At 62.9% G+C, this 23,341-nt stretch carries 20 protein-coding genes; 17 read left to right on the top strand and 3 right to left on the bottom strand.

Annotated features, from left to right (window positions below):
* Nucleotides 1-602 precede the first annotated feature (602 nt).
* The 3 genes from ubiA to M503_RS0110590 form a co-directional block, all read right to left on the bottom strand.
* On the bottom strand, nucleotides 603-1,505 hold the full coding sequence (gene ubiA / locus M503_RS0110580; protein WP_037061167.1) for a 4-hydroxybenzoate octaprenyltransferase: 903 nt from the start codon (nucleotides 1,503-1,505) through the stop codon (nucleotides 603-605).
* Between the two features lie 72 nt (nucleotides 1,506-1,577).
* Entirely contained in the window at nucleotides 1,578-3,806 is a 2,229-nt protein-coding gene (locus tag M503_RS0110585) for a polysaccharide biosynthesis tyrosine autokinase (protein WP_028928241.1), read from the bottom strand.
* Between the two features lie 40 nt (nucleotides 3,807-3,846).
* Nucleotides 3,847-4,287, bottom strand: a complete 441-nt coding sequence (locus M503_RS0110590) for a low molecular weight protein-tyrosine-phosphatase (protein WP_028928242.1) — start codon at nucleotides 4,285-4,287, stop codon at nucleotides 3,847-3,849.
* 300 nt (nucleotides 4,288-4,587) lie between these two features.
* Here M503_RS0110590 and M503_RS17635 point away from each other — a divergent pair, with 300 nt between their 5' ends.
* The 17 genes from M503_RS17635 to M503_RS16300 form a co-directional block, all read left to right on the top strand.
* A complete protein-coding gene (locus M503_RS17635; protein WP_028928243.1) occupies nucleotides 4,588-4,800 on the top strand; it encodes a hypothetical protein in 213 nt (70 codons plus the stop codon).
* A gap of 248 nt (nucleotides 4,801-5,048) precedes the next feature.
* Nucleotides 5,049-6,146 carry a polysaccharide biosynthesis/export family protein gene (locus M503_RS0110600; protein WP_028928244.1) on the top strand — a complete coding sequence of 366 codons (1,098 nt, stop codon included), beginning with the start codon at nucleotides 5,049-5,051 and terminating at the stop codon, nucleotides 6,144-6,146.
* Between the two features lie 70 nt (nucleotides 6,147-6,216).
* Entirely contained in the window at nucleotides 6,217-6,861 is a 645-nt protein-coding gene (locus tag M503_RS0110605; protein ID WP_051414538.1) for a YjbF family lipoprotein, read from the top strand.
* Nucleotides 6,858-7,622 (top strand): capsule biosynthesis GfcC family protein, encoded by a 765-nt coding sequence (locus M503_RS0110610; RefSeq protein WP_028928246.1) that lies wholly within the window; start codon nucleotides 6,858-6,860, stop codon nucleotides 7,620-7,622. Before M503_RS0110605 ends, M503_RS0110610 begins: the two co-directional genes overlap by 4 nt.
* Entirely contained in the window at nucleotides 7,622-9,793 is a 2,172-nt protein-coding gene (locus M503_RS0110615) for a YjbH domain-containing protein (RefSeq protein WP_028928247.1), read from the top strand. The genes M503_RS0110610 and M503_RS0110615 overlap by 1 nt, the downstream gene beginning before the upstream one ends.
* 163 nt (nucleotides 9,794-9,956) lie before the next feature.
* Nucleotides 9,957-11,378 (top strand): undecaprenyl-phosphate glucose phosphotransferase, encoded by a 1,422-nt coding sequence (locus M503_RS0110620; RefSeq protein WP_037061169.1) that lies wholly within the window; start codon nucleotides 9,957-9,959, stop codon nucleotides 11,376-11,378.
* A 10-nt stretch (nucleotides 11,379-11,388) separates the two neighbouring features.
* On the top strand, nucleotides 11,389-12,555 hold the full coding sequence (locus tag M503_RS0110625; protein WP_028928249.1) for a nucleotide sugar dehydrogenase: 1,167 nt from the start codon (nucleotides 11,389-11,391) through the stop codon (nucleotides 12,553-12,555).
* 11 nt (nucleotides 12,556-12,566) lie between these two features.
* A complete protein-coding gene (locus M503_RS17140; RefSeq protein ID WP_081721014.1) occupies nucleotides 12,567-13,535 on the top strand; it encodes an NAD-dependent epimerase in 969 nt (322 codons plus the stop codon).
* Between the two features lie 62 nt (nucleotides 13,536-13,597).
* On the top strand, nucleotides 13,598-14,983 hold the full coding sequence (locus M503_RS17145; protein ID WP_197017219.1) for a flippase: 1,386 nt from the start codon (nucleotides 13,598-13,600) through the stop codon (nucleotides 14,981-14,983).
* Entirely contained in the window at nucleotides 14,976-16,001 is a 1,026-nt protein-coding gene (locus tag M503_RS17150) for a glycosyltransferase (protein WP_081721016.1), read from the top strand. Before M503_RS17145 ends, M503_RS17150 begins: the two co-directional genes overlap by 8 nt.
* A gap of 9 nt (nucleotides 16,002-16,010) precedes the next feature.
* A complete protein-coding gene (locus M503_RS16290; RefSeq protein ID WP_037061171.1) occupies nucleotides 16,011-17,225 on the top strand; it encodes a glycosyltransferase family 4 protein in 1,215 nt (404 codons plus the stop codon).
* Nucleotides 17,222-18,325, top strand: coding sequence for an acyltransferase family protein (locus M503_RS17155; RefSeq protein WP_081721017.1), 1,104 nt, complete (start codon nucleotides 17,222-17,224; stop codon nucleotides 18,323-18,325). The genes M503_RS16290 and M503_RS17155 overlap by 4 nt, the downstream gene beginning before the upstream one ends.
* Nucleotides 18,326-18,501: 176 nt before the next feature.
* Nucleotides 18,502-19,713, top strand: a complete 1,212-nt coding sequence (locus M503_RS17465) for a hypothetical protein (RefSeq protein ID WP_155952037.1) — start codon at nucleotides 18,502-18,504, stop codon at nucleotides 19,711-19,713.
* A gap of 3 nt (nucleotides 19,714-19,716) precedes the next feature.
* Complete coding sequence (locus M503_RS17160) at nucleotides 19,717-20,805, top strand: glycosyltransferase family 4 protein (protein ID WP_081721018.1); 1,089 nt, start codon at nucleotides 19,717-19,719, stop codon at nucleotides 20,803-20,805.
* A 98-nt stretch (nucleotides 20,806-20,903) separates the two neighbouring features.
* Nucleotides 20,904-22,028, top strand: coding sequence for a glycosyltransferase (locus tag M503_RS17815; protein ID WP_037061173.1), 1,125 nt, complete (start codon nucleotides 20,904-20,906; stop codon nucleotides 22,026-22,028).
* A 78-nt stretch (nucleotides 22,029-22,106) separates the two neighbouring features.
* Entirely contained in the window at nucleotides 22,107-23,162 is a 1,056-nt protein-coding gene (gene rfbB, locus M503_RS0110645; RefSeq protein ID WP_028928252.1) for a dTDP-glucose 4,6-dehydratase, read from the top strand.
* A 23-nt stretch (nucleotides 23,163-23,185) separates the two neighbouring features.
* A partial coding sequence (locus M503_RS16300; RefSeq protein WP_037060662.1) for a sugar phosphate nucleotidyltransferase occupies nucleotides 23,186-23,341 on the top strand: 156 nt, incomplete at its 3' end.

Here is a 23,341-nt window from a genome sequence, read left to right on the forward strand (position 1 = left end):
ATGTCCTGGCGTCCACACAGGCAGCGATACAGGCCACCCGCTTCCGAGAAACCGTCGTCTGCGGATGCGTGGAGCGGGGCAAGCCCCGCTCTACAACGGCGATACAGCCCCTCCCGGGGGGAGCAGCGGGCTGGCACCCCGTAGAGTCGGGCTTGCCCGACTCCCACGCTGGATGTCGCAAGGTGCGTGAAGAGCAGCGGGGCGAGCCCCGCTCTACAGAAGCGCGTCCCTTGTAGAGTCGGGCTTGCCCGACTCCCGCGCTGGATGTCCCGGGGTGCGTGAAGAGCAGCGGGGCAAGCCCCGCTCTACAGAAGCGCGTCCCTTGTAGAGTCGGGCTTGCCCGACTCCCACGCTGGATGTCGCAAGGTGCGTGAAGAGCAGCGGGGCAAGCCCCGCTCTACGGGAAGCGCGTCCCTTGTAGAGTCGGGCTTGCCCGACTCCCACGCTGGATGTCCCAAGGCGCGTGAAGAGCAGCGGGGCGAGCCCCGCTCTACAGAAGCGCGTCCCTTGTAGAGTCGGGCTCGCCCGACTCCCACGTCGGATGTCCCAAGGCGCGTGAAGAGCAGCGGGGCAAGCCCCGCTCTACGGGGGCGCCGCGCGCGCTACAGGGCGTAATGGACCGCGATGCCGGCGAACACCGCCAGCCCCACCCAGTTGTTGTGCAGGAAGGCGCGGAAGCAGGGCCCGCGCTCGCGTCGGCGCGCGATCCAGAACTCGTAACCCACCAACAGCAGCGCCACGCCCAGGCCGGCCCAGTAGGCCACGCCCAGCTGCGCCTGCTGCCCGACGAAGGCCAGCGCAAGGAGGGTCAGCGCGTAGAGGATGCCCTGCACGACCAGGTCCAGGTCGCCGAACAGGATCGCGGTGGACTTCGACCCGGCGCGGATGTCGTCGTCGCGGTCGACCATCGCGTACCAGGTGTCGTACGCGGTCGACCACAGGATGTTGGCGCAATACAGCAGCCAGCCCAGCGCCGGCACCTCGCCCTGCACCGCGGCGAAAGCCATCGGGATGCCCCAGCCGAAGGCCATGCCCAGGTACACCTGCGGCAGGTACGTGTGGCGCTTCAAGTACGGATAGGTCGCCGCCAGGAACAGCCCGGCGAAACTCAGCCACACCGTCAACCGGTTGAGCGTCAGCACCAGCGCGAACGCCACCAGCATCAGCACCGCGAACACCGCCAGCGCCTCGCGCCCGGACACCGCACCGGTGGCCAGCGGCCGTTCCTTCGTACGCTCGACCTGCGGGTCCAGCCAGCGGTCGGCGTAGTCGTTGATCACGCAGCCGGCCGAGCGGGTCAGCCACACGCCGGCGGTGAACACGAACAGCGTCCACAGGTCCGGCAGGCCTTTCGCGGCCAGCCACAGCGCCCACCATGTCGGCCACAGCAGCAGCAACACGCCGATCGGGCGGTCGCCGCGGACCAGTTTCCAGTACTGCCCCAGCCGTTCACGCCAGCGCGGGACCGGCGGCAGGATGGGTGTTTCGTAGCGCTCGTATGCCATGGCGCAAGGATACAACCACGCCGCCGCGCCACCCGCAGGCGGCGCGGCAGGTCACGGCCTCAGCCGGCGCGCTCAGGTGCGCGCGTCGGACGGCCGGTAATCGTAGTAGCCGTAGCTGTAGTAACCGGTGGCGCGCTTCTGCACCGCGTTGAAGATCGCGCCCTTCACCGGCACGCCGTTCTGCTCGAAGCGCTGCACGGTCAGCGCGATCTCGCGCGCCTGGTTGACGCCGAAGCGGGTCACCAGCAGGTTCGAACCGGCATGCGACGCGACCAGCGCCGCGTCGGTCACCGCCAGGATCGGCGGGGTGTCGACGATGACCAGGTCGTACTGGTCGGCCACCACCTTCAGCAGCTGGGCGAAGCGCGGATGCATCAGCAACTCGGACGGATTCGGCGGGATATCGCCGCGCGGCAGGTAGCTCAGGCCCTGCATGCCGCCCACCGGCTTGACTACCGCCGCCAGGTCCGCCTTCCCGCCCAGCAGGTCGGACAGGCCCGGGCCGGCCTGCACGCCGAGCACCTTGTGCAGTGAGCCCTTGCGCATGTCGGCGTCGATCACCAGCACCTTCTGCCCGGCCTGGGCGACCACCGCGGCCAGGTTGGCCGAGACGAAGGTCTTGCCCACGTCCGGGCGCGAACCGGAGATGGTGAGGATCCGGTTCTTCGCCTCGAGCATGGCGAAGTGCAGGCTGGTGCGCAGGCTGCGCAGCGCCTCCACCGCCAGGTCGGCCGGCTCGGCCACCGCCAGCAGGTGGTGGCGGCCATCGGCGACGATGCGCGCGCCCTTGCGGCCGTGGTGGACCTTCGGCAGCGCCTTGGATTCGCTCAGCGGGATAGCCGCGTACACCGGCAGGCCCAGCTCCTCGATCTGGGCGGGGTCCTCGATGCCCGGGTTGAGCATGCGGTGCAGGAACACGCCGGCCACCGACAGGAAACCGCCGAGCAGGGTCGCCACCAGCACCACCAGCGCCTTGCGCGGCTTGACCGGGTTGGCGGTGTCCACCACCGCGTCGTCGACGATGCGCACGTTGCCCACCGTGCCGGCGCGGGCCACGTCCAGCTGCTGGGCCTGGTTGAGCAGGGCGGTGTACAGCTCGTTGCTGACCTGCAGGTCGCGGGTCAGGCGCAGCAGTTCCTGCTGGGTGTCGGGCAGTTCGCCGACCTGCTTGCGGAAGCCGGCCTTGCGCGCTTCCAGCTCGCCGATCTGGTTGAGCAGGGCGCGATAGGCCGGGTGCTCGCGGGTGAAGCTGCGGTCCATCTCCGCCTGCTTCAGGCGCAGCTGCTGGATCGCGGTCTCGACCGCGACCTCCTGCTCCAGCAGGCCCTTGGTCTGCATCGAGATGTCGACCGAGTTGGCCTTGGACTGGTAGGCGCTCATCGCCGCCTGCGCCTGCTCCACCTGGCGGCGCACGTCCGGCAGCTGGTCCTTGACGAACTGCAGCTGCGAGGCGGCCTCGGCGGAGCTCCGTTCGACGTTCTGGCGCACGTAGGCCTCGGCCACCTTCTGCACCAGCGCCTGGGCGCGCATCGGGTCGGTGTCCTCGTAGGTCACCTGCAGGATGCCGGATTCCTTGCCCTGCTCGGCGGCCTTGATGTCCTCCTGCACGCCGGCGACCACGTCGAGGCGGCGCTGCTTCACCACGTCGAAGCGGGTACCCGCGTTGGCGCGGAGCTGCGCGACCTCGGCGATCGCGCCGTTGCGTTCCGCGGTCTCGCCGGCGGTGCCACGCAGCAGTTCCTCGCCATCCGGCGAGCGCAGGACGAAGCCACCGTCGCCGAGGGCTTCCAGTTCGAGTGTCTCGCCCACCAGCGCCGCCGGCACTTCAAGACGCTGGATCTCCAGGACCTCGCCGCCCCAGGCATAGCTGGACAGGCCCAGCTTCGGCGGGGCGACCTGGTCCGGCGTCTCCGGCTTGAAGCGGCGGGCGAGGAAGTTGCCCACCAGCGGGAAGCGGCGCGGCTCGACCTCGATATCCAGATGCAGCTGGTCCACCGCAGTGCCGACCACCGAGCGCGAGGTCAGCAGCGCCACTTCGGTGGTCGAAGCGGTGCTGCCACCGCCGGTCAGCGAGCTGAGGTCCGACAGGCCGGGGATGCTCGGCATCTTCGACTCGACCTGGACCATCGCCTGGGCGCGGTACACCGGCGACGCCAGCAGCGCATAGGCCACGCCCAGCACGAAGAACACCGCGGTCACCCCGATGATCCACCACTTGCGGTCGATCAGGATGCCCGCCAGTTCGCGGAGGTCGATCTCGTCCTCGTTGCGCGCCAGGCGCGTGCCGGTCGGGTTGGTCATCGGGGGTTTCCGTCTTGTTCCAGCCGCTTCTAGGCGCGACTCATCGAATATAGGGGGCCCAAGCGTCGACGCAGTCGTCGATCAGGCGGTACACGTGCTCGAAGGCTTCGCGGTGCTGCCGGTAGGGGTCCGGCACCTCGCGCCCTCCTCGCCACTTGCCGAGCAGGAAGGTCTTGCCACTGACCTGGGGCACCTCGCGCGCGATGCGCGTCAGGTGCGCCTGCTCCATCACCAGGACCAGGTCGGCCGCGGCCAGCACGGAGGGGGTTGCCTGCCGGGCCCGATGCCCGTCAGGGTCATGCCCGGCCTCGCGCAGCAGCTGGGCGGCGGTCGGGTCGATCGGGCGGCCGACCAGCGCCTGCAGGCCCGCCGACGCGACCTCCACGCCCGGGCGGTCGCCGAGGCGGGCACGCATCAGGATCTCGGCGGTGGGGCTACGGCAGATGTTGCCGACGCACACGAACAACAACTTGCTGAACACTTGACCGAAGCCCTTCCATGACTTCCGACCGGCGGCCCCGGCGCGCGAAGCTTACCGGAATCCCCTGCCCGCGTCTGTATGTTGCAATGCAGCAGGGCTTTGATGGAAGATGCAAGTGATTGATCCGGTTTGACAAACCCGCATTGGTCCACCTAACGTTTGTGATAGTCGTCATCAAACCGAATCCCACGGGGAACCGAATGAACATGAAGCTGCCGCTGCTCTGCTTGACCGTCCTGGCCAGCGTGAACTGGCATCCATACGCGTTTGCCGCGGGGCAGCAGCCGCCGCAGGAAACCGGTGCCGGCCAAAGTGGTGCGGGCGCCGGCGAGGGTGCCGCAGGCCAGGGTAGTGCAGGCGCCGGCCAGGGCGCTGGCGCTGGCGCCGGGGCCGGTCAGGCTGGTGCTGGTGCTGGTGCTGGTGCTGGTGCTGGTGCTGGTGCTGGTGCTGGTGCCGCGGGTGCCGGTGCCGCTGCGGGTGCAGGTGCTGCAGGCGCTGCCGCTGCCGGCCTGAGCGTGACCACGATCGCTGCGATCGGTGCTGCGGCGGCCGCGGCCGCCGTCGCCGTCTCCCGCGACAGCACCGACCGCGACACCCCCCAAACCCCCCCGCCGTCGGGTGGCGGCGGTGGCACCACCGGCACCACCGGCACCACGCCCTGACGCATCCGCCCGTACATACGCGGTAGCCGCCGGCGGGTCCGGCGGTGTCTTCTGGTGGGCGGCCGACAGGCCGCCCCTGCCTTTTCCATCGGAACAGAAATGAAGCTCAGCCCCTTCGCCATCGCGCTGCTGGCGGCGACTGGCCTGTCCGGCTGCCTGTGGGCGCCGGGCCAGCACCTGGAGCGGACCACCCCGGGCCCGGCGCAGATCCACACCACCGGCAACGACCAGCTCGACCTGGTCGCGATCACGCCCCGGCTGATCGCCATGGACCGCGCCGCCGCGGCCGCGAACGACGCGATTCCCGCCGCGCTGGCCAGCTACCAGCCCGGGCCGTACCGGATCGGCGCCGGCGACGTCCTCTACATCACCGTGTGGGACCATCCGGAGCTCACCGTTCCGGCGGGCGCGCAGCAACAGCTCAACGCCGCCGGCCGCCTCGTCCAGGGTGACGGCACGCTGTTCTACCCCTACGTGGGCAAGATCAACGCCGCCGGCATGACCCCGACCGAGTTGCGCGATGAACTGGCCCAGCGCCTGGCGCGCTACATCGAAGCGCCGCAGGTCGATGTCTCGATCCTCACCTACGCCAGCCAGCGCGCGTGGGTCACCGGCGCGGCCGCGCGCCCGGGCGTGGTGCCGATGACCGTGGTGCCGATGACCCTCAACGACGCCATCGGCAGCGCCGGCTTCAACCCGCAGGAAGCCGACCTGTCCGGCGTGCGCCTGACCCGCGACGGCGTGACCTACACGCTGGACCTGTCGCGTCCGGAGGCCGGCTCGCTCCTGCTCAAGGCCGACGACCACGTCTACATCCCGTTCCTGGATGCCAAGGAAGTGTTCGTGGTCGGCGAGGTCAACCTGCCCGGCGCGCAGAACTTCAAGACCGGCAGCATCAGCCTCAGCCAGGCGCTGGGCCGGGCCCGCGGCCTCTCGCAGGCGACCTCCAACGGCAACGCGGTCTACGTGATCCGCGGCAGCAGCGACCTGCAGGCCAAGCCGTCGGTCGTCTACCAGCTCGAGGCGCGCTCGCCCGCGGCGTTCGCCGTGGCCAGCCAGTTCGAGCTGCTGCCCGGCGACGTGGTGTTCGTCGGCGCCGCCGGCATCACCCGCTGGAGCCGCTTCGTGAGCCAGCTGCTGCCATTCTCCGGGATCATCAGCAACGCCGCCAGCGCGAGCTCCGACCTGTCGAACTGACGCCTTGCTGCACGACCGCGCGACGCATGCCGAGCATCGATCCGCCCGCGCCACGTCACGTGGCGTGGGCATGGTCGCGCGCATGGCGCTGGTGGCAGCGTTGCTGGCCACCAGCGCCTGCTCGAGCAGCAGCCGCACCGCGCTGGACACGATGAAGCTGGTCGGCAACCGCTGGAAGTCGCCGGTGCTGGTGGAGAAGCTCGAAGGCGTCACCCACGCGGTGATGCAGGTCGAGGGCCCCGGCTACCGAGGCGCCATGGTCATGGGCCTCGTCGATGGCGACCGCCAGGCCTGGTATGGCGGCCAGGGCGAGTTGATGCTCCTGCGCCATGGCCTCGTCGTGGGCACCCATGGCATGGCCGGGGCCAATGTCGACGAGATCCGCATCGAGGGCGACAACCCCTTCCTGCACCTGGCCGCACTGGGCGACCGGCAGGCGACCGTCACGCGCAGGTACGACTGGCGCGATGGCTACCGCTACGGAGTGGTGGTTGAAGGCCACCTGCAACGTCGCGGCAGCGAGCGCGTGGACATCCTCGGCAACGCGCGCGAACTGGTCCATTACGAGGAATCGCTCTCCGGTCCGGGCGTGCGCGGCAGCAACCACTACTGGGCCGACCCGAATACCGGCTTCGTCTGGAAGAGCCGCCAGCTGGTCGCGCCGGGCACCTGGGTGGAACTGGTGCACCTGAAGCTGCAGGGGAACCCGGGATGAAGCGGACTTTGCTGTCCGCGGCGTGCGGGCTGCTGCTTTCGTTCTCCATGGCCGCCCCGGCGCGGCAGGCCTGGGTGGAGGGCGCCGTGCGCCAGCCCGGAGCCATCGCCCTGGGCGCCGGCGCGCGCTTCGCGGACGTGCTGCTCGTGGCGGGCCCGACCGGCGAGGCCTACCCGCTTGGGGCCGCCGTGCTGCGCCCCTCGGAGCTGGCTGCCCAGCGCCGGATGAAGGCTGGTCTGGAATACGACCTTGATGCGCTGGCGGCCGCGCAGCTTCCTGGCGGAGTCGCATCGCAGGTCGCGCCACTGCGCACCTGGCTGGAGACGCTGCCGGTGACCGGCCGCGTCCGCACCGACATGGATCCGCGCCGCCTGGAGCTGGACCGCTTCTCCAACCGGCCGGCGGCCGACGGCGACCGCTTCGTGTACCCGCGCCGCCCGCACACCATCCGTGTCGTCGGCGCCGTGGCCGGCCACTGCGAACTGGTGCACGTACCGCTGCGCGAAGCTGCCGATTACCTGCGCGACTGCGCGCCCGCCGACAGCGCCGACCGCGACTGGATCTACGCGATCCAGCCCGATGGCGAGGTCCAGCGACTGGGCATTGGCGCCTGGAACCGCAGCGAGGGGCATTCGCTGGCACCGGGCGCGCTGCTCTACGTGCCCCTCGACGAACGCGCCATCGGCGACGTGGCGCCGGGTTTCAACGCCGACATGGCCGCATTCCTGGCCACCCAGCACCTGCCGGCGGGGGCACCGTGATGCCGCGTTCCCCGGTCCACCGCCTGGCGCCGGCCGCCAGCCTGCTGGCCCTGGCCATCAGCGGCAGCCTGCACGCCGAAGTGCCGGTGACCCAGAGCGTCTGGGGCGGCGCCGGCCTGCTGCAGAACCCGACCGCGCGCATGGCCCCGGAGGGTGAGCTGAGCTTCGTCGCCAGCCATACTTCGCCCTACAGCCGCTACAACTTCTCGCTGCAGCCGTTCCCGTGGCTGGAGGCGTCGTTCCGCTACATCAACGTGGCGGGCGTGCGTTACGGCCCGGACGACCTGAGTGGCGACCAGAACTACAAGGACAAGTCGGTCGATTTCAAGCTGCGGTTGTGGGAGGAGAGCCGATGGCTGCCGCAGGTGGCTTTCGGCATGCGCGACATCGGCGGTACCGGCCTGTTCTCCAGCGAATACGTGGTGGCGAGCAAGCGCTTCGGCCAGTTCGATGCGAGCCTGGGCCTGGCGACCGGTTATCTGGGCAGCAATGGCGACTTCGCCAATCCGCTGCGCTGGATCGACGACCGCTTCAGCACCCGCCCACCCGCGACCAGTTCCGTCGATAACGCAGGCCGGTTCGGTACGCGCTACCTGTTCCGCGGACCGGTGGGTGTGTTCGGCGGCGTCAGCTGGCAAACCCCGCATGATCCGCTGCTGCTGAAGCTCGAGTACGACGGCCACGATTACGACCAGGAGCCCAGGCTCAAGTCGCTGCCGCAGGATTCCCGCATCAATCTCGGCCTGCACTACCGTATCCGTCCGGGCGTACAGGTGATGCTCGGCTGGGAACGCGGCAATGAGCTGTCGGCCGCCCTGGTCCTGCGCGGCAACCCCGGCCATGGCACCGTCGCGGCGCACCCGCTGGATCCGAAGCGGGAGCCCCTGGTGGAACGTGCTGCTTCGGTCGAGCGGGCGATGGAGGCGGCGACTGCCCCCTCGACGGCGGACACGACGGCTACGGTGCTGCTGCCCGGCGAAAGCTGGCCCGGTATTTCCTCGCGCCTGGGTCGCAACGCCGGGATCGACGTACACGACATCAGCGTGGCCGGCCGCGAACTGATCGTGCGCGGCAACCAGACCCGCTACCGTCGCACCTCGGAAGGCCTGGACCGGGCGGCACGGATCGTCGCCAACTCCACCGACGACATCGACTGGGTCACGGTGGAGTTCGAAAGGCGCGGACTTCCGGTTGCCCAGTCCAGCGTTTCCCTCGATGCGCTGCGCGCCTATGACCGCGGCGACATTGATCTGGCCACGCTGTCGCGCAGCGTCGAACTGAACCCGCCGGGCAGTTCGCGCCTGGGCACTGTGGTGCACGATGAGCCGCTGGATCGCTTCAGCTTCCAGATGTCCCCCGGCTTCCGCCACATCATGGGCGGCCCGGACGGCTTCCTGCTCTACCAGCTCAGCGCCAACACCTCGGCGGAGTGGCGTTTCTCGCGCAACACCTGGGTGGCCGGCACGGTCAGCGCCAACCTGTTCGACAACTTCGACAAGTTCAAGTACGACGCGCCCAGCAAGCTGCCGCGCGTGCGCACCGACATGCGCAAGTACGTGACCACCTCCGAGGTCACCGTGCCGCTGCTGCAGCTGACCCACGCACGCTCGATGGGGCGTGACCTTTACGGCATGGCCTACGCCGGCCTGTTCGAATCCATGTTCGGCGGCGTCGGCGGCGAGATGCTGTACCGGCCGTTCGGCGAGCCTTGGGCGGTCAGCGTGGACGTCAACTGGGTGAAGCAGCGCGACTTCGACCAGCACTTCAGCTTCCGCGACTACGAAACCGGTACCGGACACGCCACGTTCTACTACTCGTTCGACCGGGAGCGGCGGGTGCATGCCTCGCTGGCCGCCGGGCGCTACTTGGCCGGCGACTGGGGCGCAACCCTGACCCTGGCCAGGGTCTTCGACAACGGCGTGACCATGGGCGCCTGGGCGACCAGGACGAACGTCTCGTCCGAGGAGTTCGGGGAGGGCAGCTTCGACAAGGGCATCTTCGTCACCATCCCGTTCGATCACGTACTGCCCCGCTCCGTACCCGGACGCTTCAACCTGGTCTGGAACCCGCTGGTGCGCGACGGTGGTGCCCGCCTCAGCCGACCCTACAGCCTGTACGGCATGACCGGCGAGCGCGACTGGCGTTCGTTCTTCAACGAACCCGGTTTCTGAGCATGGAGTCGGGTCAGCCTCGCCGCACTAATTGGGACAGTGAGCCACGGCTCCCTATTCTGCTATCCTCGTCACATCCTCTGCTGCAGTGCAGCAGGCAGGCTAGGGCCCCGAGCGGATCACTCCCCCCGGCGCCCGGCAAGACCTACAGGGGAAAACCGCGATGCTTTTGAGTCCACTTCGGCCTGCAACCGAGATCAGGCCAGATTCGGCCAACAATTTTACGGCCGCTTTCGGCGCCATCCTCCGGTTCGGCGACCCGATCCTGTTGATCGCCGGCACGCTACTCGCCCATCTGCTGCGGTTCGGAACCCTCGCGCATACCCGGGACGAAATCGGGGTTGTCGTGGTGGCCGTCCTGACGGCGCTGATCGTGTTCAACACGTCGCCGCTGTATCGAAGCTGGCGCGGGCGAGGCCTGACCGCGGAGACCTTCCAGGTCGGGCTGCAATGGTCGGTCGTATTCACCGGGGTCCTAGTGTACACCACCGCCCTGCAGCTCAGCGACGATCTCTCGCGGCTGTGGTTGGCCTCATGGTTCGCGTTGAGCCTGACGGCCGCCATCGGCCTGCGCATCTTCGTGCGCGGCGGGGCAGCCTGGGTGCGCTCGCGCGGCATGGACCAGCGCACTGCCGTGATCGTGGGCGCCAACCCGGATGCACAGCGGATCGTCGACGCCCTGCAGAGCAGCCCTTGGGCAGGTATCCGGGTTGCTGGCTGGTTCGCCACCCATGCCGACCGCAGCACGATCAATGGCGTGCCTCTGTTGGGGCGCTTGGATGCGCTGGAAGGCTACGTGGCTTCCCGCCAGGTCGACCAGGTGTGGATCGCACTGCCAATGAAGGAGCAGTCCAAGATCTCCTTCGCGCTGAACCAGCTCCAGCACTCGACGGCAGACATCAAGTTCGTGCCCGACCTGTTCGGCATGCATCTCCTCAACCATTCGGTGGAACAGATCGCCGGCCTGCCGGTGATCAACCTGCAGCAGACCCCCTTGCAGGGCCCTGCGCGGATTCTGAAGGCGATCGAGGACCGGGTGCTGGCCGCCGCGATCCTGCTGGCCATCTCCCCGCTCATGATCGCGATCGCCGTTGCGGTGAAGCTGAGTTCGCCCGGCCCGGTGTTCTACCGGCAGGAACGCATGAGCTGGAACAACAAGACCTTCTGGATGCTGAAATTCCGCTCGATGCCGGTTGACGCTGAGACCTCAACCGGCGCCGTTTGGGCGAAGGCAGGCGAGAACCGCGCCACGCGCGTTGGCTCCTTCCTGCGCAAGACAAGCCTGGACGAACTTCCGCAGTTCATCAACGTGCTCAAGGGCGACATGTCCATCGTTGGCCCACGACCGGAGCGGCCGGTGTTCGTGGACAAGTTCAAGCATGAGATCCCGGCCTACATGAAGAAGCACATGGTCAAGGCTGGCATCACCGGTTGGGCGCAGGTCAATGGTTGGCGGGGATCTACCGACCTCAACAAGCGCATTGAGTGCGACTTGTATTACATCGAGAACTGGTCGTTGGCGTTAGACCTCAAGATCATTTTCATGACCCTGTTCAAAGGGTTCGTGCACAAGAACGCCTATTGACAGGGACGTTATGAAGATCGCAGTAGCTGGCACCGGATATGTCGGCCTTTCCAACGCCATCCTGCTAGCCCAGCATCACAAGGTCGTCGCCCTGGACATCAATCCAGGCCGGGTCGAAGCCATCAACGCGCGGCGCTCGCCCATCGAGGACCCCGAGATCGAGGGTTACCTGGCCAACCGGCCGCTGGACCTGGCGGCCACGCTCGATCCGCGGGAAGCCTACGAAGGTGCCGACTTCGTGGTCATCGCCACGCCTACCGATTACGACCCGCAGACCAACTACTTCAACACCAGCTCGGTCGAGTCGGTGGTCCGTGACGTGATGGCGGTCAATCCGACCGCGACCATGGTGATCAAGTCCACCGTGCCGGTCGGTTACACGCAGCGCCTGCGCGAGGAGCTTGGTACCGACAAGCTGATCTTCTCGCCGGAGTTCCTGCGCGAAGGCCGCGCCCTGTACGACAACCTGCACCCAAGCCGGATCGTGGTGGGCGAGCGCTCCGAGCGCGCCGCCACCTTCGCCGCGCTGCTGCAGGAGGGCGCGATCAGCCGCGACGTGCCGGTGCTGTTCACTGATCCCACCGAGGCCGAGGCGATCAAGCTGTTCGCCAACACGTACCTGGCCATGCGCGTGGCCTACTTCAATGAGTTGGACACCTACGCGGCCACCCATGGCCTGGACACCCGCCAGATCATCGACGGCGTGTGCCTAGACGCGCGCATCGGCAGCCACTACAACAACCCCTCGTTCGGCTATGGCGGCTACTGCCTGCCCAAGGACACCAAGCAGCTGCTGGCCAACTACCAAGACGTGCCTCAGCACCTGATCCAGGCCATCGTCGACTCCAATACGACGCGCAAGGACTTCATCGCCAACGAGATCGTGCGTCGCAACCCGAAGGTCGTGGGCATCCACCGGCTGATCATGAAGGCGGGTTCGGACAACTTCCGTGCCTCTAGCATCCAGGGCGTGATGAAGCGCATCAAGGCCAAGGGCATCGAGGTGATCGTTTACGAACCCGTACTGCAGGAGGCGGAGTTCTTCCGCTCGCGGGTCGTCAATGACCTGCAGGCCTTCAAACGCGAGGCGGATGTCATCGTAGCCAACCGGCTTACGGGTGAGCTTAAAGACGTCGCCGAAAAGGTATACAGCCGGGATCTTTTCGGCGCCGATTAACAGGAAAGAAAATGAAGATTCTCGTCACCGGGGCCGCCGGTTTCATCGGCTTTCACAGTTCGGTTCGACTGCTCGAAGCGGGGCATGAGGTGGTCGGCATCGACAACCTCAATGATTACTATGACATTAGGCTAAAAGAGGCACGGCTGGCAATTCTCGAGCGTACCGACGGCTTCTCTTTCAAACGACTAGATCTTGCCGACCGGGCGGGGATGTCTGACCTGTTTCGGTCTAATGATTTCGAGGTTGTTCTCCATCTTGGCGCGCAAGCTGGCGTGCGTCACTCCCTGGAAAATCCATTTGCTTACGTCGATAGCAATGTCACGGGTACCTTGACGGTACTCGAGGGGTGCAGGAACAGCAGCGTCAATCACCTCGTTTACGCATCGTCTTCTTCGGTCTATGGCTCCAATACCAAGCAGCCGTACTCGGTAGAGGACAGGGTCGATTCGCCGGTCTCGCTGTATGCGGCAACGAAGAGGGCTGACGAACTGATGTGTCAGGCGTACGCACATCTGTACGGATTCCCCATCACAGGCCTGCGATTCTTCACCGTTTATGGCCCTTGGGGAAGGCCCGACATGGCCTATTTCAAGTTCGCCGACGCAATCATGGCTGGAAAGCCTATAGACGTTTACAACAACGGGGACATGGAGCGCGACTTCACATATATCGATGATATCGTCGACGGAATTGAAGCTATCGTGCAAAGAGCACCAACTACCAGTGATGCCCCAGCACACCGCATTTATAATCTCGGAAACAATCGTCCGGTACGCCTCCTGGAGATGATCTCCATTCTGGAACGCGAGCTCGGCCGCGCGGCCACAAAGAACCTGCTCCCAATGCAGGCGGGTGATGTCTACTCTACGTATGCTGACGTTAGCTCTGCTAAGCGAGATTTGGGCTTCACACCTCGAACTTCACTTGAAGAGGGGCTGGGGAAGTTTGCTGCTTGGTACATGGCACGCCAGTGGTAAGCAGTTCGCGCTCTTTCGCTCATAGCGTTGCCTGGAACCTGGCTGGCGCCGGGATTCCATTGGTGTTCGCCCTCTTTGCCATTCCACTCCTATTGAAAGGCTATGGCGACGAACGCTTCGGCTTCCTCGCCATCGCTTGGTCGCTCATCGGCTACTTCAGCATCTTTGATCTCGGCATGGGCCGAGCACTCACGAAACTCGTATCTGAAAGACTAGCTGTTGGCTGCGAAGCCGACATCCCGGATATCGCAAGGACTGCGCTCTCCACGATGCTCGTCTTTGGAGGTTTAGCTTTTGCGCTATTGTTTGCTCTAGCACCACTGCTGGCGCAACTTCTTAAGTTTGAGCATGGCCTCTATCACGAAAGCGTAGCCAGCATGCGCTGGCTGGCACTGGGCGTTCCTTTCGTCATCTTGTCTGCCGGACTAGTTGGTCTTCTTGAGGCCCATTCCAAGTTCCAATCAATCAATACAATTCGGCTACTAATGGGGTTGATGAACTTCGCAGCCCCTTTGGTTGTACTAAGCTGGTCGCGCAGCTTAGTACCTGCGACCCTTTCTCTGACCATTACTAGGGCTCTCACCACGATCTTGTACTGCGTCGCTGTCGGCCGACTTCAGAAGGCCGATTTCTCTAAAGGAAGCTTCAAGACTAATCAGCTACGTCGTCTGCTGGGGTTCGGCGGGTGGATTACCTTGAGCAACCTTGTGAGTCCAATAATGGCTCAGTTAGATAAGCTATTGATCGGGAGTGTCGTTGCACTATCCCTCCTGCCGCTTTACTCAATTCCGGGCGACCTAATTAATCGTCTGAGCTTTGTTCCAATTGCAGTAGTCGGGGTCTTCTTTCCCGCATTCGCAGCTTACTGGGCCTCGCGGGATCACGACCGTATTTCCACTCTCTACAGCCACGCAGGCAGAGCACTGCTCGCCGCAGTCTTTCCGGTATCGCTATCACTATTTACTCTTGCACCAGAAGGACTGTCCATTTGGGTGGGAGAAGATTTTTCGAGGCAGTCCACACCAATACTGCGCTGCTTATGCGTTGGGCTGCTAGTCAACACTGCGGCACGCGTTCCCCACGCATTCCTTCAAGCCATAGGAAAACCAAGCGTTACGGCCAAGATTCATTTGATCGAACTGCCGGTATACGGACTCGGCCTTTGGTGGATGCTGGGCAGATTCGGCATCCTAGGAGCTGCCAGCGCTTGGACAGCAAGAATGATACTGGACCTAGGACTATTGGCCTTCTTTGCTAGTGGCGAGGCCTCCTACGTACGCCGCGAAGTAAGCCTCTCATTAGTGGCGGTCGCGCTTGGCGTTGCCGCCATGTATATGACCTCTCTCTTGGCAGAAGTCTGGTTGCGACTGGCGATATGTGCCTGCGTTGCGCTAATGGGCTTTGCCACAACACTCCGTGTTCTCCTGGTTACTCGCCACCATGTTTGACCCCCCCCTCTTGGGATCTTGCTCGGCGTCCACCACCTTGGTCACTGTTACCTATGCAGATCGGATCGCATATCTCAGCGAGCTATTGCGCAGAGCCTTTGACTGTGAACATGTTGCCGACGCAGTGGTCGTTAGTAACGGATCGACATCTGATCTCACGGTCCTAGAGCACACCTGGGGAACGCGACTGCAGGTAATTCGCCTTGATAATAATACTGGCTCTGCAAACGCGTATGGAATAGGCATCAAAGCCGCCTTAGATAATGGCTCGCCGTACCTATGGTTGATGGATGACGACAACGCGCCTAAAGCGGGAGCTTTGTCAATTCTCCTCCAGAGACTGGAGCACCTCTCCAAGCATCATGGCTCTACTAAAGCCGCAGTCCTAGGTCTACGCCCAACCCATCAGGCAGACGTAGCGCAAGGTATTAGTGAGTCGCGTGCATATCCGCCTCGATCGAGCTTCTTTGGCTTTCACTACCGCCAGATCCCTTTCAAGATTTGGCGCAGAATTGCTCGTGGACGAGGGGAGGCCCACTCGGCACCGCGGTTCGTACGCGTCCCCTACGCCCCGTACGGCGGTTTGCTAGCCGCGCGCGCTCTGTTTGAGAGCATTGGCTTACCCATGCACGAGCTTGTGCTTTATGCCGACGATACCGAGTACACGCATCGTATTACCTCTGCAGGAGGCGTGATCGAGCTCGTAACTGAGGCCGAGCTGGAGGACCTTGAAGGGTCATGGAATCTAAAGGAAAGCTACCCCAATGCCTTCGTCGGGTGGCTTCAAGGCAATTCCGATTTACGCGCATTCTATGCCGCACGTAACCAGGCCTTCTTCGACACTAATGTGTGGATGAAGAGCAAAATGGAGTACTTTATAAATGAGGTTATATATATCCTATTGTTGAGGTACTTCTCTTCCCGTCTTGCTAGAGGCAATCGGTATCAGCTCCTTATCGACGCCATTCGCCAAGGCCAACGATCGGAACTCGGCATTTCGTCAGACCACCACCTCTAAGTTCGCCCGATGAATATTCTTTTTATAAACACGTATGACGATCCGTCGGACGGCGGCGGCGCCGAGGTTACCATTTGGACTCTTATGCGAGCGCTGGCGTCTCAAGGCCACAATTGCTCGATTCTCGCCACACACGGAGGCAAAGGCTTGCAACGCTCTGAGCGCGACGGCATTGGCATCTGGCGCGCTGGAATCAAGAACGTTTATTGGCCAACCCGAGAAAAGCAGTCGTCGCCATTGTCGAAGCTGATATGGCACGCGTTCGACAGCTACAACCCGTTGATGCAGGCCACACTTCGAGAGGTAATCCAAACCGAACGGCCTGACGTCGTTTCGGTGCACAACCTTCCTGGCTGGTCGGCCTCGACTTGGACCACGCTCAAAGAATATGGCGTTCCTTTCGTTCAGGTGCTGCACGATCAGTACGCAATATGCGCGAAGGGCACCATGTTTCGTGAAGGTAATTGTGTCCGCCAATGCACAAGTTGCGCCCTGTTGCGCCTTCCGCACCGAGGTGTGAGTAACAAGCCGTCAGCGGTCGTCGGCGTTAGTCGCTTCATCTTGGAACATCACGAGAAGCACGGATACTTCTTAAACGTGCCAAAGAAGCGCGTTATCAACAACACACGGAACGGAGCTCTATTGAATGTGAACGCCCCGTCCGAGCAGCATACCGGAGTTCGCTTCGGATTTATAGGTCGACTTGATCCCAGCAAGGGTGTGGAAATGTTGCTGGATTGCTTCGCTCGAATTGATCGCCCCACTGCGGAGCTATGGATCGCCGGAAGCGGGAGTTCGGGCTACGTGAACAAGCTGAAGGAACGTTCGCGTGATCTGCGGGTTTCATTTCTCGGCCAGGTAAAGCAGAGCGATTTCTTCCCGAAGGTGGACGTTGTGGTTGTTCCTTCGATTTGGAACGACACGTTGCCAGGTGTGGTTTTCGAGGGTCTTGCATACGGCAAGCCCGTCATCGCCTCACGCCGTGGCGGCATACCTGAGATGATCGAGCATGGGAAGAATGGCTTACTTTTCGACCCCGATAGGCCGGACGAGTTGACTGGGCTCCTCCAAAGCTTCACCACGGATCTTGAGCAAAGAGCCGCCATTGGCCAAGCCGCTCGGATATCCGCTCAAAAGTATCTCGACACGGAGTCTTGGGTCAGGCAGTACTTGGACCTCTATCGAGAACTCACTCAGAATCGCCCAGAGTGGCAGCCGGCATGACTTCCCCACCGCCCTTGGCGCGCTCTTCAAAACTGGACTCTGTCCAAGTCCTCAGAGCGCTCGCGGCATTCGCCGTTGTGTTTCACCATGTTGGGCTCATGCTGCAGACCTACCACTCTCCTGCGATGAGCAACTTTTCCAGCGCGCTGGTCTCGGTGGGCGCAGCAGGTGTCGATATTTTCTTCGTAATTAGTGGATTCATCATATTTCTAACCACCACAAAACTCCCCCTTGGTGGGCGAGTAGCGAGGCAGTTCCTCTTGCGGCGGGCACTTCGAATCTACCCGGCCTACTGGATATGGACATCCGTCCTCTTAGTCATTTGGCTGAGTGGACTCGCGCTCAAATCTCACAACTACTCCATTGAGTATATTGTCGGGTCGTACTTCCTAGTGCCTGTCACGCGAGAGGACGGATCGATTCATCCGTTACTTGACCAAGGGTGGACTCTTTCATTTGAGATGTATTTTTACTTGGTCGTTTCCGTGACCTTGGCGCTTGGGTGGCGTCGAGGAAGTCCCGTGGCGATTGTGCTTCTGTTCCTGCTCCTTGCCCTCGCATCGCAAACTCCGGTCGTTCCAGAGAGCCTCAGAAGTATTCTTTCGTCGCCGTTGGTGGGCGAGTTCGTCCTGGGAATGGTTCTCGGAGGATTGTTCGTGAGCGGGAAGCTCTCGGCCGCTCGGCCGCGAGCGTTGCGGATGTGCTTGGGTTTAGGCGCGGTTTTGCTATGGATCCTAGCAGGACTCCAAGATGAGGTGCGCGGCACTGGGATGGACCGCTTCTTGGCGTATGGGCTGCCCGCAGCATTGCTGGTCGCATTTGCCTTGGTAAGTCAGCCGCCGGCTTGGCGCCTGCTACCCTGGCTTGGCGACGCGTCCTATTCGATCTACCTGGTGCACGGCTTCTTTACCCTGGGTTTCGGTGTGGCCTTGAAGATGAGATTATTTTCTGGCGCAGTCCCGGCCGAGCTGCTTCTCGTTGGGGTATCGATTGCGATTTTCTTCCTCTCATCCCTAGCATACCGATTCGTTGAGCAGCCAGTAACGCGCGCGGTCAACTCTTTCAATCTTGCCACCGCACCAGGAAGGTCCCTGTCGTAGCGCCTCCTCCGGTCGTCTTGGGAAGGCCGGTTTGCTCCCCGGACCTTCTTCCCGTCCCTTTTTCTCTGCCCCCCCCCGGCATGATCTATATGTACGACGCTAAAGGAAACGCCCCTGCCCCGGGCCCGCTGATGAGATCTACGCTGCCAGCAGTCCGACCAACGGGGCGCTGGGGCGTGGCGCCGCCTTCGGTCTGGCTGGCCATAACTTCGCTCTTTCTCATTTCAACGGTACTCGACGGGCCAATTCGCTACTTCCTTGCGTCGAAGTCCCTTGCGCCTATCGCGTACCTCCCTAAGGTGATGATGGTTGTGGCGCTCCTGCTGCTGGTCCCCCGAAGGGCCAGCTTGGCTGGTGCAGCGTTGGTAACAATGGCTGCTGCCCTGTGTACCCTGTGGGGTTCATTAAACCTTTCCAGCGTCTCACAGGCTGTGTTCGGTCTCTGGGTGTTGGTGCCGTTCCTTTATGGGTTGGGTGCGGGACGATATGTACTGGAAGAGTACGGCTCGTACAGCGGCGTGCTTCTTGCTGCATTCCTTGTTGCCTCGGCCGGAATTTTTCTGTCGCCGTTCGTATCTTTTCCTTGGAGTGGCTCGGAGATCACTCTAGGTGGCAAGTCAATTCAGGTCTCCCGTCAATGGACCTCGATGGGCATTGATCGGTATGCCGGCTTCTCTCGCGCTTCCTACAGCGCCGCCTCTCAGATTCTCACTCTCTCTGTGCTGATCTTCGTCGGGATCAAGTCCCGTTTCCTCGCCACCGCCATATGGCTATCAGCCGGAGCGGCGATTCTTATGACGACAGCAAAGGGGTTGGTGGCCGCCTGGCTCGTGACGACCCTCTTTTTCTTGAGCGGTAAGGCGACAAGGCAGTCGAGGGATTGGCGCCTTGTATGGGCCAGTTTTCTTCTTCTCGCCACGTTTCTTGTTGTAGCCGTGCCAGTGAGCACGCTCCTCTTACAGTACGGCGCCTCCAATGAAGGCGACAGCTTTCTGTTTGGAAGTTTCATTGAGCGCATCGTCTGGATGTGGCCAGATTCGTTTCGACTCCTATCTACTCCCGCCGAGTGGCTGTTTGGGCGCGGAGCAGGCGGCATTGGCACCGCACAGCAATACTTTGACCCCGACGGGTATCGGCCCGCTGACAACATTTTTGTCTATTCCGCGGTCATGCTGGGACCCTTCGCCGCCTTCATTCTTCTAGCACTACTGGGAAAGCGCTGCTCGTCGAGGTTAGTCCGTGGAATTACACCGGACGGCACGTTCCCTTTGGTTATCTGCATCATGCTCTACGGGCTCGTGGCGAACGTGGTTGAAGACTCTTTTCTTGCATTCTTCCTCGGTGCGTGCATTTCTACATTGTTTTCCTTGCATCCGCGGGCGAAGTGAAAGATGTCTAAGATTGTCATCAATGGCCGATTTCTTTGCCGCAATCCAACGGGGGTCGACCGGTTCGGAACGGAGTTACTCAAGGTGCTGGACGAGTGGACGCTCGCGCGCCTTCCCCAAGTCTCGGGACTTCAGTTTGAGGTCGCGACGCCTGATCGCGACCTCAATTGGACCCCGCTGAACATTCCGGTCAGGAAGCTAGGCGGTTTGGATGGGCATGCGTGGGAGCAGGTCACGTTGCCAAGGCATGCACGCGGAGAGGTTATTCTCAGCCTTTGCAACACAGGCCCATTGCTTGCAGGGAGGCAGATAGTTGCGATCCACGACGCCGCTCCGGTCAGCGTGCCAGCCTCGTATTCATGGCAGTTCAGGACCTTTTACCGGGTCGCCATGCCGCTACTTGGCAAGACGGCCCGCATGATATTGACCGTCTCGGATTTCTCGAAACGAGAGATTGTTCGTCATTACGGCATTGACGAGGGCAAGATCCGTGTTGTTCCGAACAGTGGTGAGCAAGTCATAAGAGTTTCGCCCGATCATTCGATAGTTGACAAGTTGGGACTGGCGGGCCGCCCTTATGTGTTGGCCGTTTCGACGCAGGCAAAACACAAGAATGTCGAGCTTATTTTGCGTGTGGCCGCACGCATGTCCGGCAGGGACGTTAAATTTGTATTGGTGGGAGGAGGAAACACACGAGTTTTTGGGAATGAATCGACGAGTTTCGCAGAGAATGTCGTTTATACGGGGTTCGTAAGCGATAGCGAGTTGAGGGCTCTCTATGAGAGGGCGGCCTGTTTTGTGTTTCCCTCCCTTTACGAGGGATTTGGGATTCCACCACTGGAGGCCATGGAGCTGGGCTGCCCCGTGCTTAGCTCTGACGCCGCATGCATGCCAGAGGTCTTGGGTGAAGCCGCGGCCTATTTTTCCCCAGAGGATGAAACTTCCTTACAGCGGGTCCTGGAGAATGTGCTGGAAGACTCTCAGTCGGCCGATACTCTCCGCGCACGTGGACTTGAGCACGTGAAGAAATACTCTTGGGCTAATAGCGCTCGTCTACTGGTTCTTGCATGTCGAGAAGTGCTCAGCGCATGAGGAATGACGATCTGTTAGGCCAGAAAAGTCATGTATAACGGCATTCTTTCGCAAGCCAGCGACCCCCTTTTGCGGCTTGCATCTTCTCTTTTGACACCATGAAAGTTGCAATTGTCCACTACTGGTTTGTTACTTGGCGCGGCGGCGAGAAGGTGATCGAAGAGCTCCTGCGGCTCTATCCGCAGGCAGACGTCTATGCCCATGTCGTGGCGGGAGAGGTAGAACGCGAACATCTGGGAGGACATCGCGTCCTGCGCACCTTCATCAGCAGGCTACCGGGCGCGCAGCGGCTCTACCAGAAGTACTTGCCGCTCATGCCTGTCGCCTTGGAACAACTGGATCTCATCGATTACGACCTGGTCATTTCCAGTGAATCAGGCCCTGCGAAGAACGTCGTCACCCATCCGGATGCGTTGCACGTTTGCTATTGCCACAGTCCCATGCGTTACGTCTGGGACATGTACCGCCTCTATCTGGACGGCGCGGGGTGGCTTACCCGGTTGTTGATGCGGCCGCTGATGCACTATATGCGCCTCGTGGACTCGATGTCCGCGTCCCGCGTGGACCACTTCATAGCCAACTCTGCGTTCATCGCCCGCCGGATCGAAAAGTGTTACCGGAGACCTGCGACGGTTATCCATCCGCCGGTGCAGGTTGATGCTTTCGAGTGCTGCGCTGATAAGCAGGATTACTACCTGCTTCTGGGCCAGCTTACTCCGTACAAGAAGGCCGACTTGGTGGTTGATGCATTCCTGCGCAGCGGAAGGAAGCTGGTGGTCATCGGGGAGGGCGAGCAGCTCAAGGAACTGAAGACCAAGGAGACTGACAAGGTCCGGATTCTCGGCAGGCAACCGTTCCATGTACTCAAGGAGCACCTGGCCAATGCGAGAGCGCTTGTCTTTCCTGGTGTAGAGGATTTCGGAATCGTGCCTCTGGAGGCCATGGCTTCCGGAACGCCCGTGATTGCCTTCGGCAAGGGTGGCGCTTTGGAGACTGTGATCGAGAGTTCCGATCCTTCTGTTGCGACAGGCTTGTTCTTTCATGAACAGTCGGTAGCAGCCATCGAAGAAGCTGTCGCCCGTTTCGAGTCCCTGCCTGTCGCCGTCTCGGCGGAGGCTTGCCGCCGGCAGGCGGAACGGTTCGCGCCAGCCCGGTTCAGGGAACAGATCTCGTCCTTCATCGACGCGAAGTTGCTCGAGAGAAGGTCTTCCGCACCATTGTAATGAGCCTCACATCTCGCGGGAGCGATGACTCGTGGTACGTGGGCAACAACTTTCACCTGGTTTAAGGCAGACGCACTAATGCAGACTTGGCTCGTCACCGGCGGCGCCGGTTTCATCGGCGGCAATTTCGTACTCGATGCAGTGGCCCGCGGGATCCGGGTGGTCAACCTGGACGCGCTGACCTACGCCGGCAACCTGGACACCCTGGCCTCGCTGGAAGGCAACCCGGACCACGTCTTCGTCCACGGCGACATCGGCGACCGCGCGCTGGTGACGCAGCTGCTGGCCGAGCACCGCCCCGACGCGGTGCTCAACTTCGCCGCCGAGAGCCACGTGGACCGCTCGATCGACGGCCCGGCTGCGTTCGTGCAGACCAACGTGGTCGGCACCCTGGCCCTGCTGGAGGCCGTGCGCGATTACTGGAAGGGCCTGGAGGGCGAGGCGAAGTCGGCGTTCCGCTTCCTGCACGTGTCCACCGACGAGGTCTACGGCACCCTCGGCGAGACCGGCAAGTTCACCGAGACCACCCCGTACGCGCCCAACTCCCCGTACTCGGCGTCGAAGGCCGCCTCCGACCACCTGGTCCGCGCCTTCCACCACACCTACGGGCTGCCGGTGCTGACCACCAACTGTTCCAACAACTACGGCCCGTACCACTTCCCCGAGAAGCTCATTCCGCTGGTGATCGCCAAGGCCCTGGCCGGCGAGCCGCTGCCGGTGTACGGCGACGGCAAACAGGTGCGCGACTGGCTGTACGTGGCCGACCACTGCGAGGCGATCCGCACCGTGCTGGCCAAGGGCCGGGTCGGCGAGACCTACAACGTCGGTGGCAACTCCGAGAAGCAGAACATCGAGGTGGTGCGCACGATCTGCCGCCTGCTGGACCAGCGCCGCCCGCGCGCCGACGGCCAGCCGCGCGAGACCCAGATCACCCACGTCGCCGACCGCCCCGGCCACGACCGCCGTTACGCGATCGACGCTTCCAAGCTGAAGAACGAGCTGGGCTGGGAGCCGAAGTACACCTTCGAGCAGGGNATCGCCGCCACGGTGGACTGGTACCTGGCCCACCAGGACTGGGTGCGGCGGGTGACCGACGGCAGCTACCGCCTCGAACGCATCGGCACGGCTGCGTAAACGACATCAAGGACGAACCCACGATGGCACGCAAAGGCATCATCCTGGCCGGCGGTTCCGGCACCCGGCTGTATCCGATCACCAAGGGCGTCAGCAAGCAGCTGCTGCCGGTGTACGACAAGCCGATGATCTACTACCCGCTCAGCGTGCTGATGCTGGCGGGCATCCGCGAGGTGCTG

Origin of the sequence: Pseudoxanthomonas suwonensis J47 (assembly GCF_000513955.1) — a bacterium.
GTDB lineage: Bacteria > Pseudomonadota > Gammaproteobacteria > Xanthomonadales > Xanthomonadaceae > Pseudoxanthomonas > Pseudoxanthomonas suwonensis_C.

Bases quoted from the DNA above. Each gene is read 5' to 3' on its own strand.
- ubiA (WP_037061167.1), bottom strand. From the start codon at position 1,505: ATGGCATACGAGCGCTACGAAACACCCATCCTGCCGCCGGTCCCGCGC.
- M503_RS0110585 (WP_028928241.1), bottom strand. From the start codon at position 3,806: ATGACCAACCCGACCGGCACGCGCCTGGCGCGCAACGAGGACGAGATC.
- M503_RS0110600 (WP_028928244.1), top strand. From the start codon at position 5,049: ATGAAGCTCAGCCCCTTCGCCATCGCGCTGCTGGCGGCGACTGGCCTG.
- M503_RS0110605 (WP_051414538.1), top strand. From the start codon at position 6,217: ATGGTCGCGCGCATGGCGCTGGTGGCAGCGTTGCTGGCCACCAGCGCC.
- M503_RS0110610 (WP_028928246.1), top strand. From the start codon at position 6,858: ATGAAGCGGACTTTGCTGTCCGCGGCGTGCGGGCTGCTGCTTTCGTTC.
- M503_RS0110615 (WP_028928247.1), top strand. From the start codon at position 7,622: ATGCCGCGTTCCCCGGTCCACCGCCTGGCGCCGGCCGCCAGCCTGCTG.
- M503_RS0110620 (WP_037061169.1), top strand. From the start codon at position 9,957: ATGCTTTTGAGTCCACTTCGGCCTGCAACCGAGATCAGGCCAGATTCG.
- M503_RS0110625 (WP_028928249.1), top strand. From the start codon at position 11,389: ATGAAGATCGCAGTAGCTGGCACCGGATATGTCGGCCTTTCCAACGCC.
- M503_RS17140 (WP_081721014.1), top strand. From the start codon at position 12,567: ATGAAGATTCTCGTCACCGGGGCCGCCGGTTTCATCGGCTTTCACAGT.
- M503_RS17150 (WP_081721016.1), top strand. From the start codon at position 14,976: ATGTTTGACCCCCCCCTCTTGGGATCTTGCTCGGCGTCCACCACCTTG.
- M503_RS16290 (WP_037061171.1), top strand. From the start codon at position 16,011: ATGAATATTCTTTTTATAAACACGTATGACGATCCGTCGGACGGCGGC.
- M503_RS17155 (WP_081721017.1), top strand. From the start codon at position 17,222: ATGACTTCCCCACCGCCCTTGGCGCGCTCTTCAAAACTGGACTCTGTC.
- M503_RS17160 (WP_081721018.1), top strand. From the start codon at position 19,717: ATGTCTAAGATTGTCATCAATGGCCGATTTCTTTGCCGCAATCCAACG.
- M503_RS17815 (WP_037061173.1), top strand. From the start codon at position 20,904: ATGAAAGTTGCAATTGTCCACTACTGGTTTGTTACTTGGCGCGGCGGC.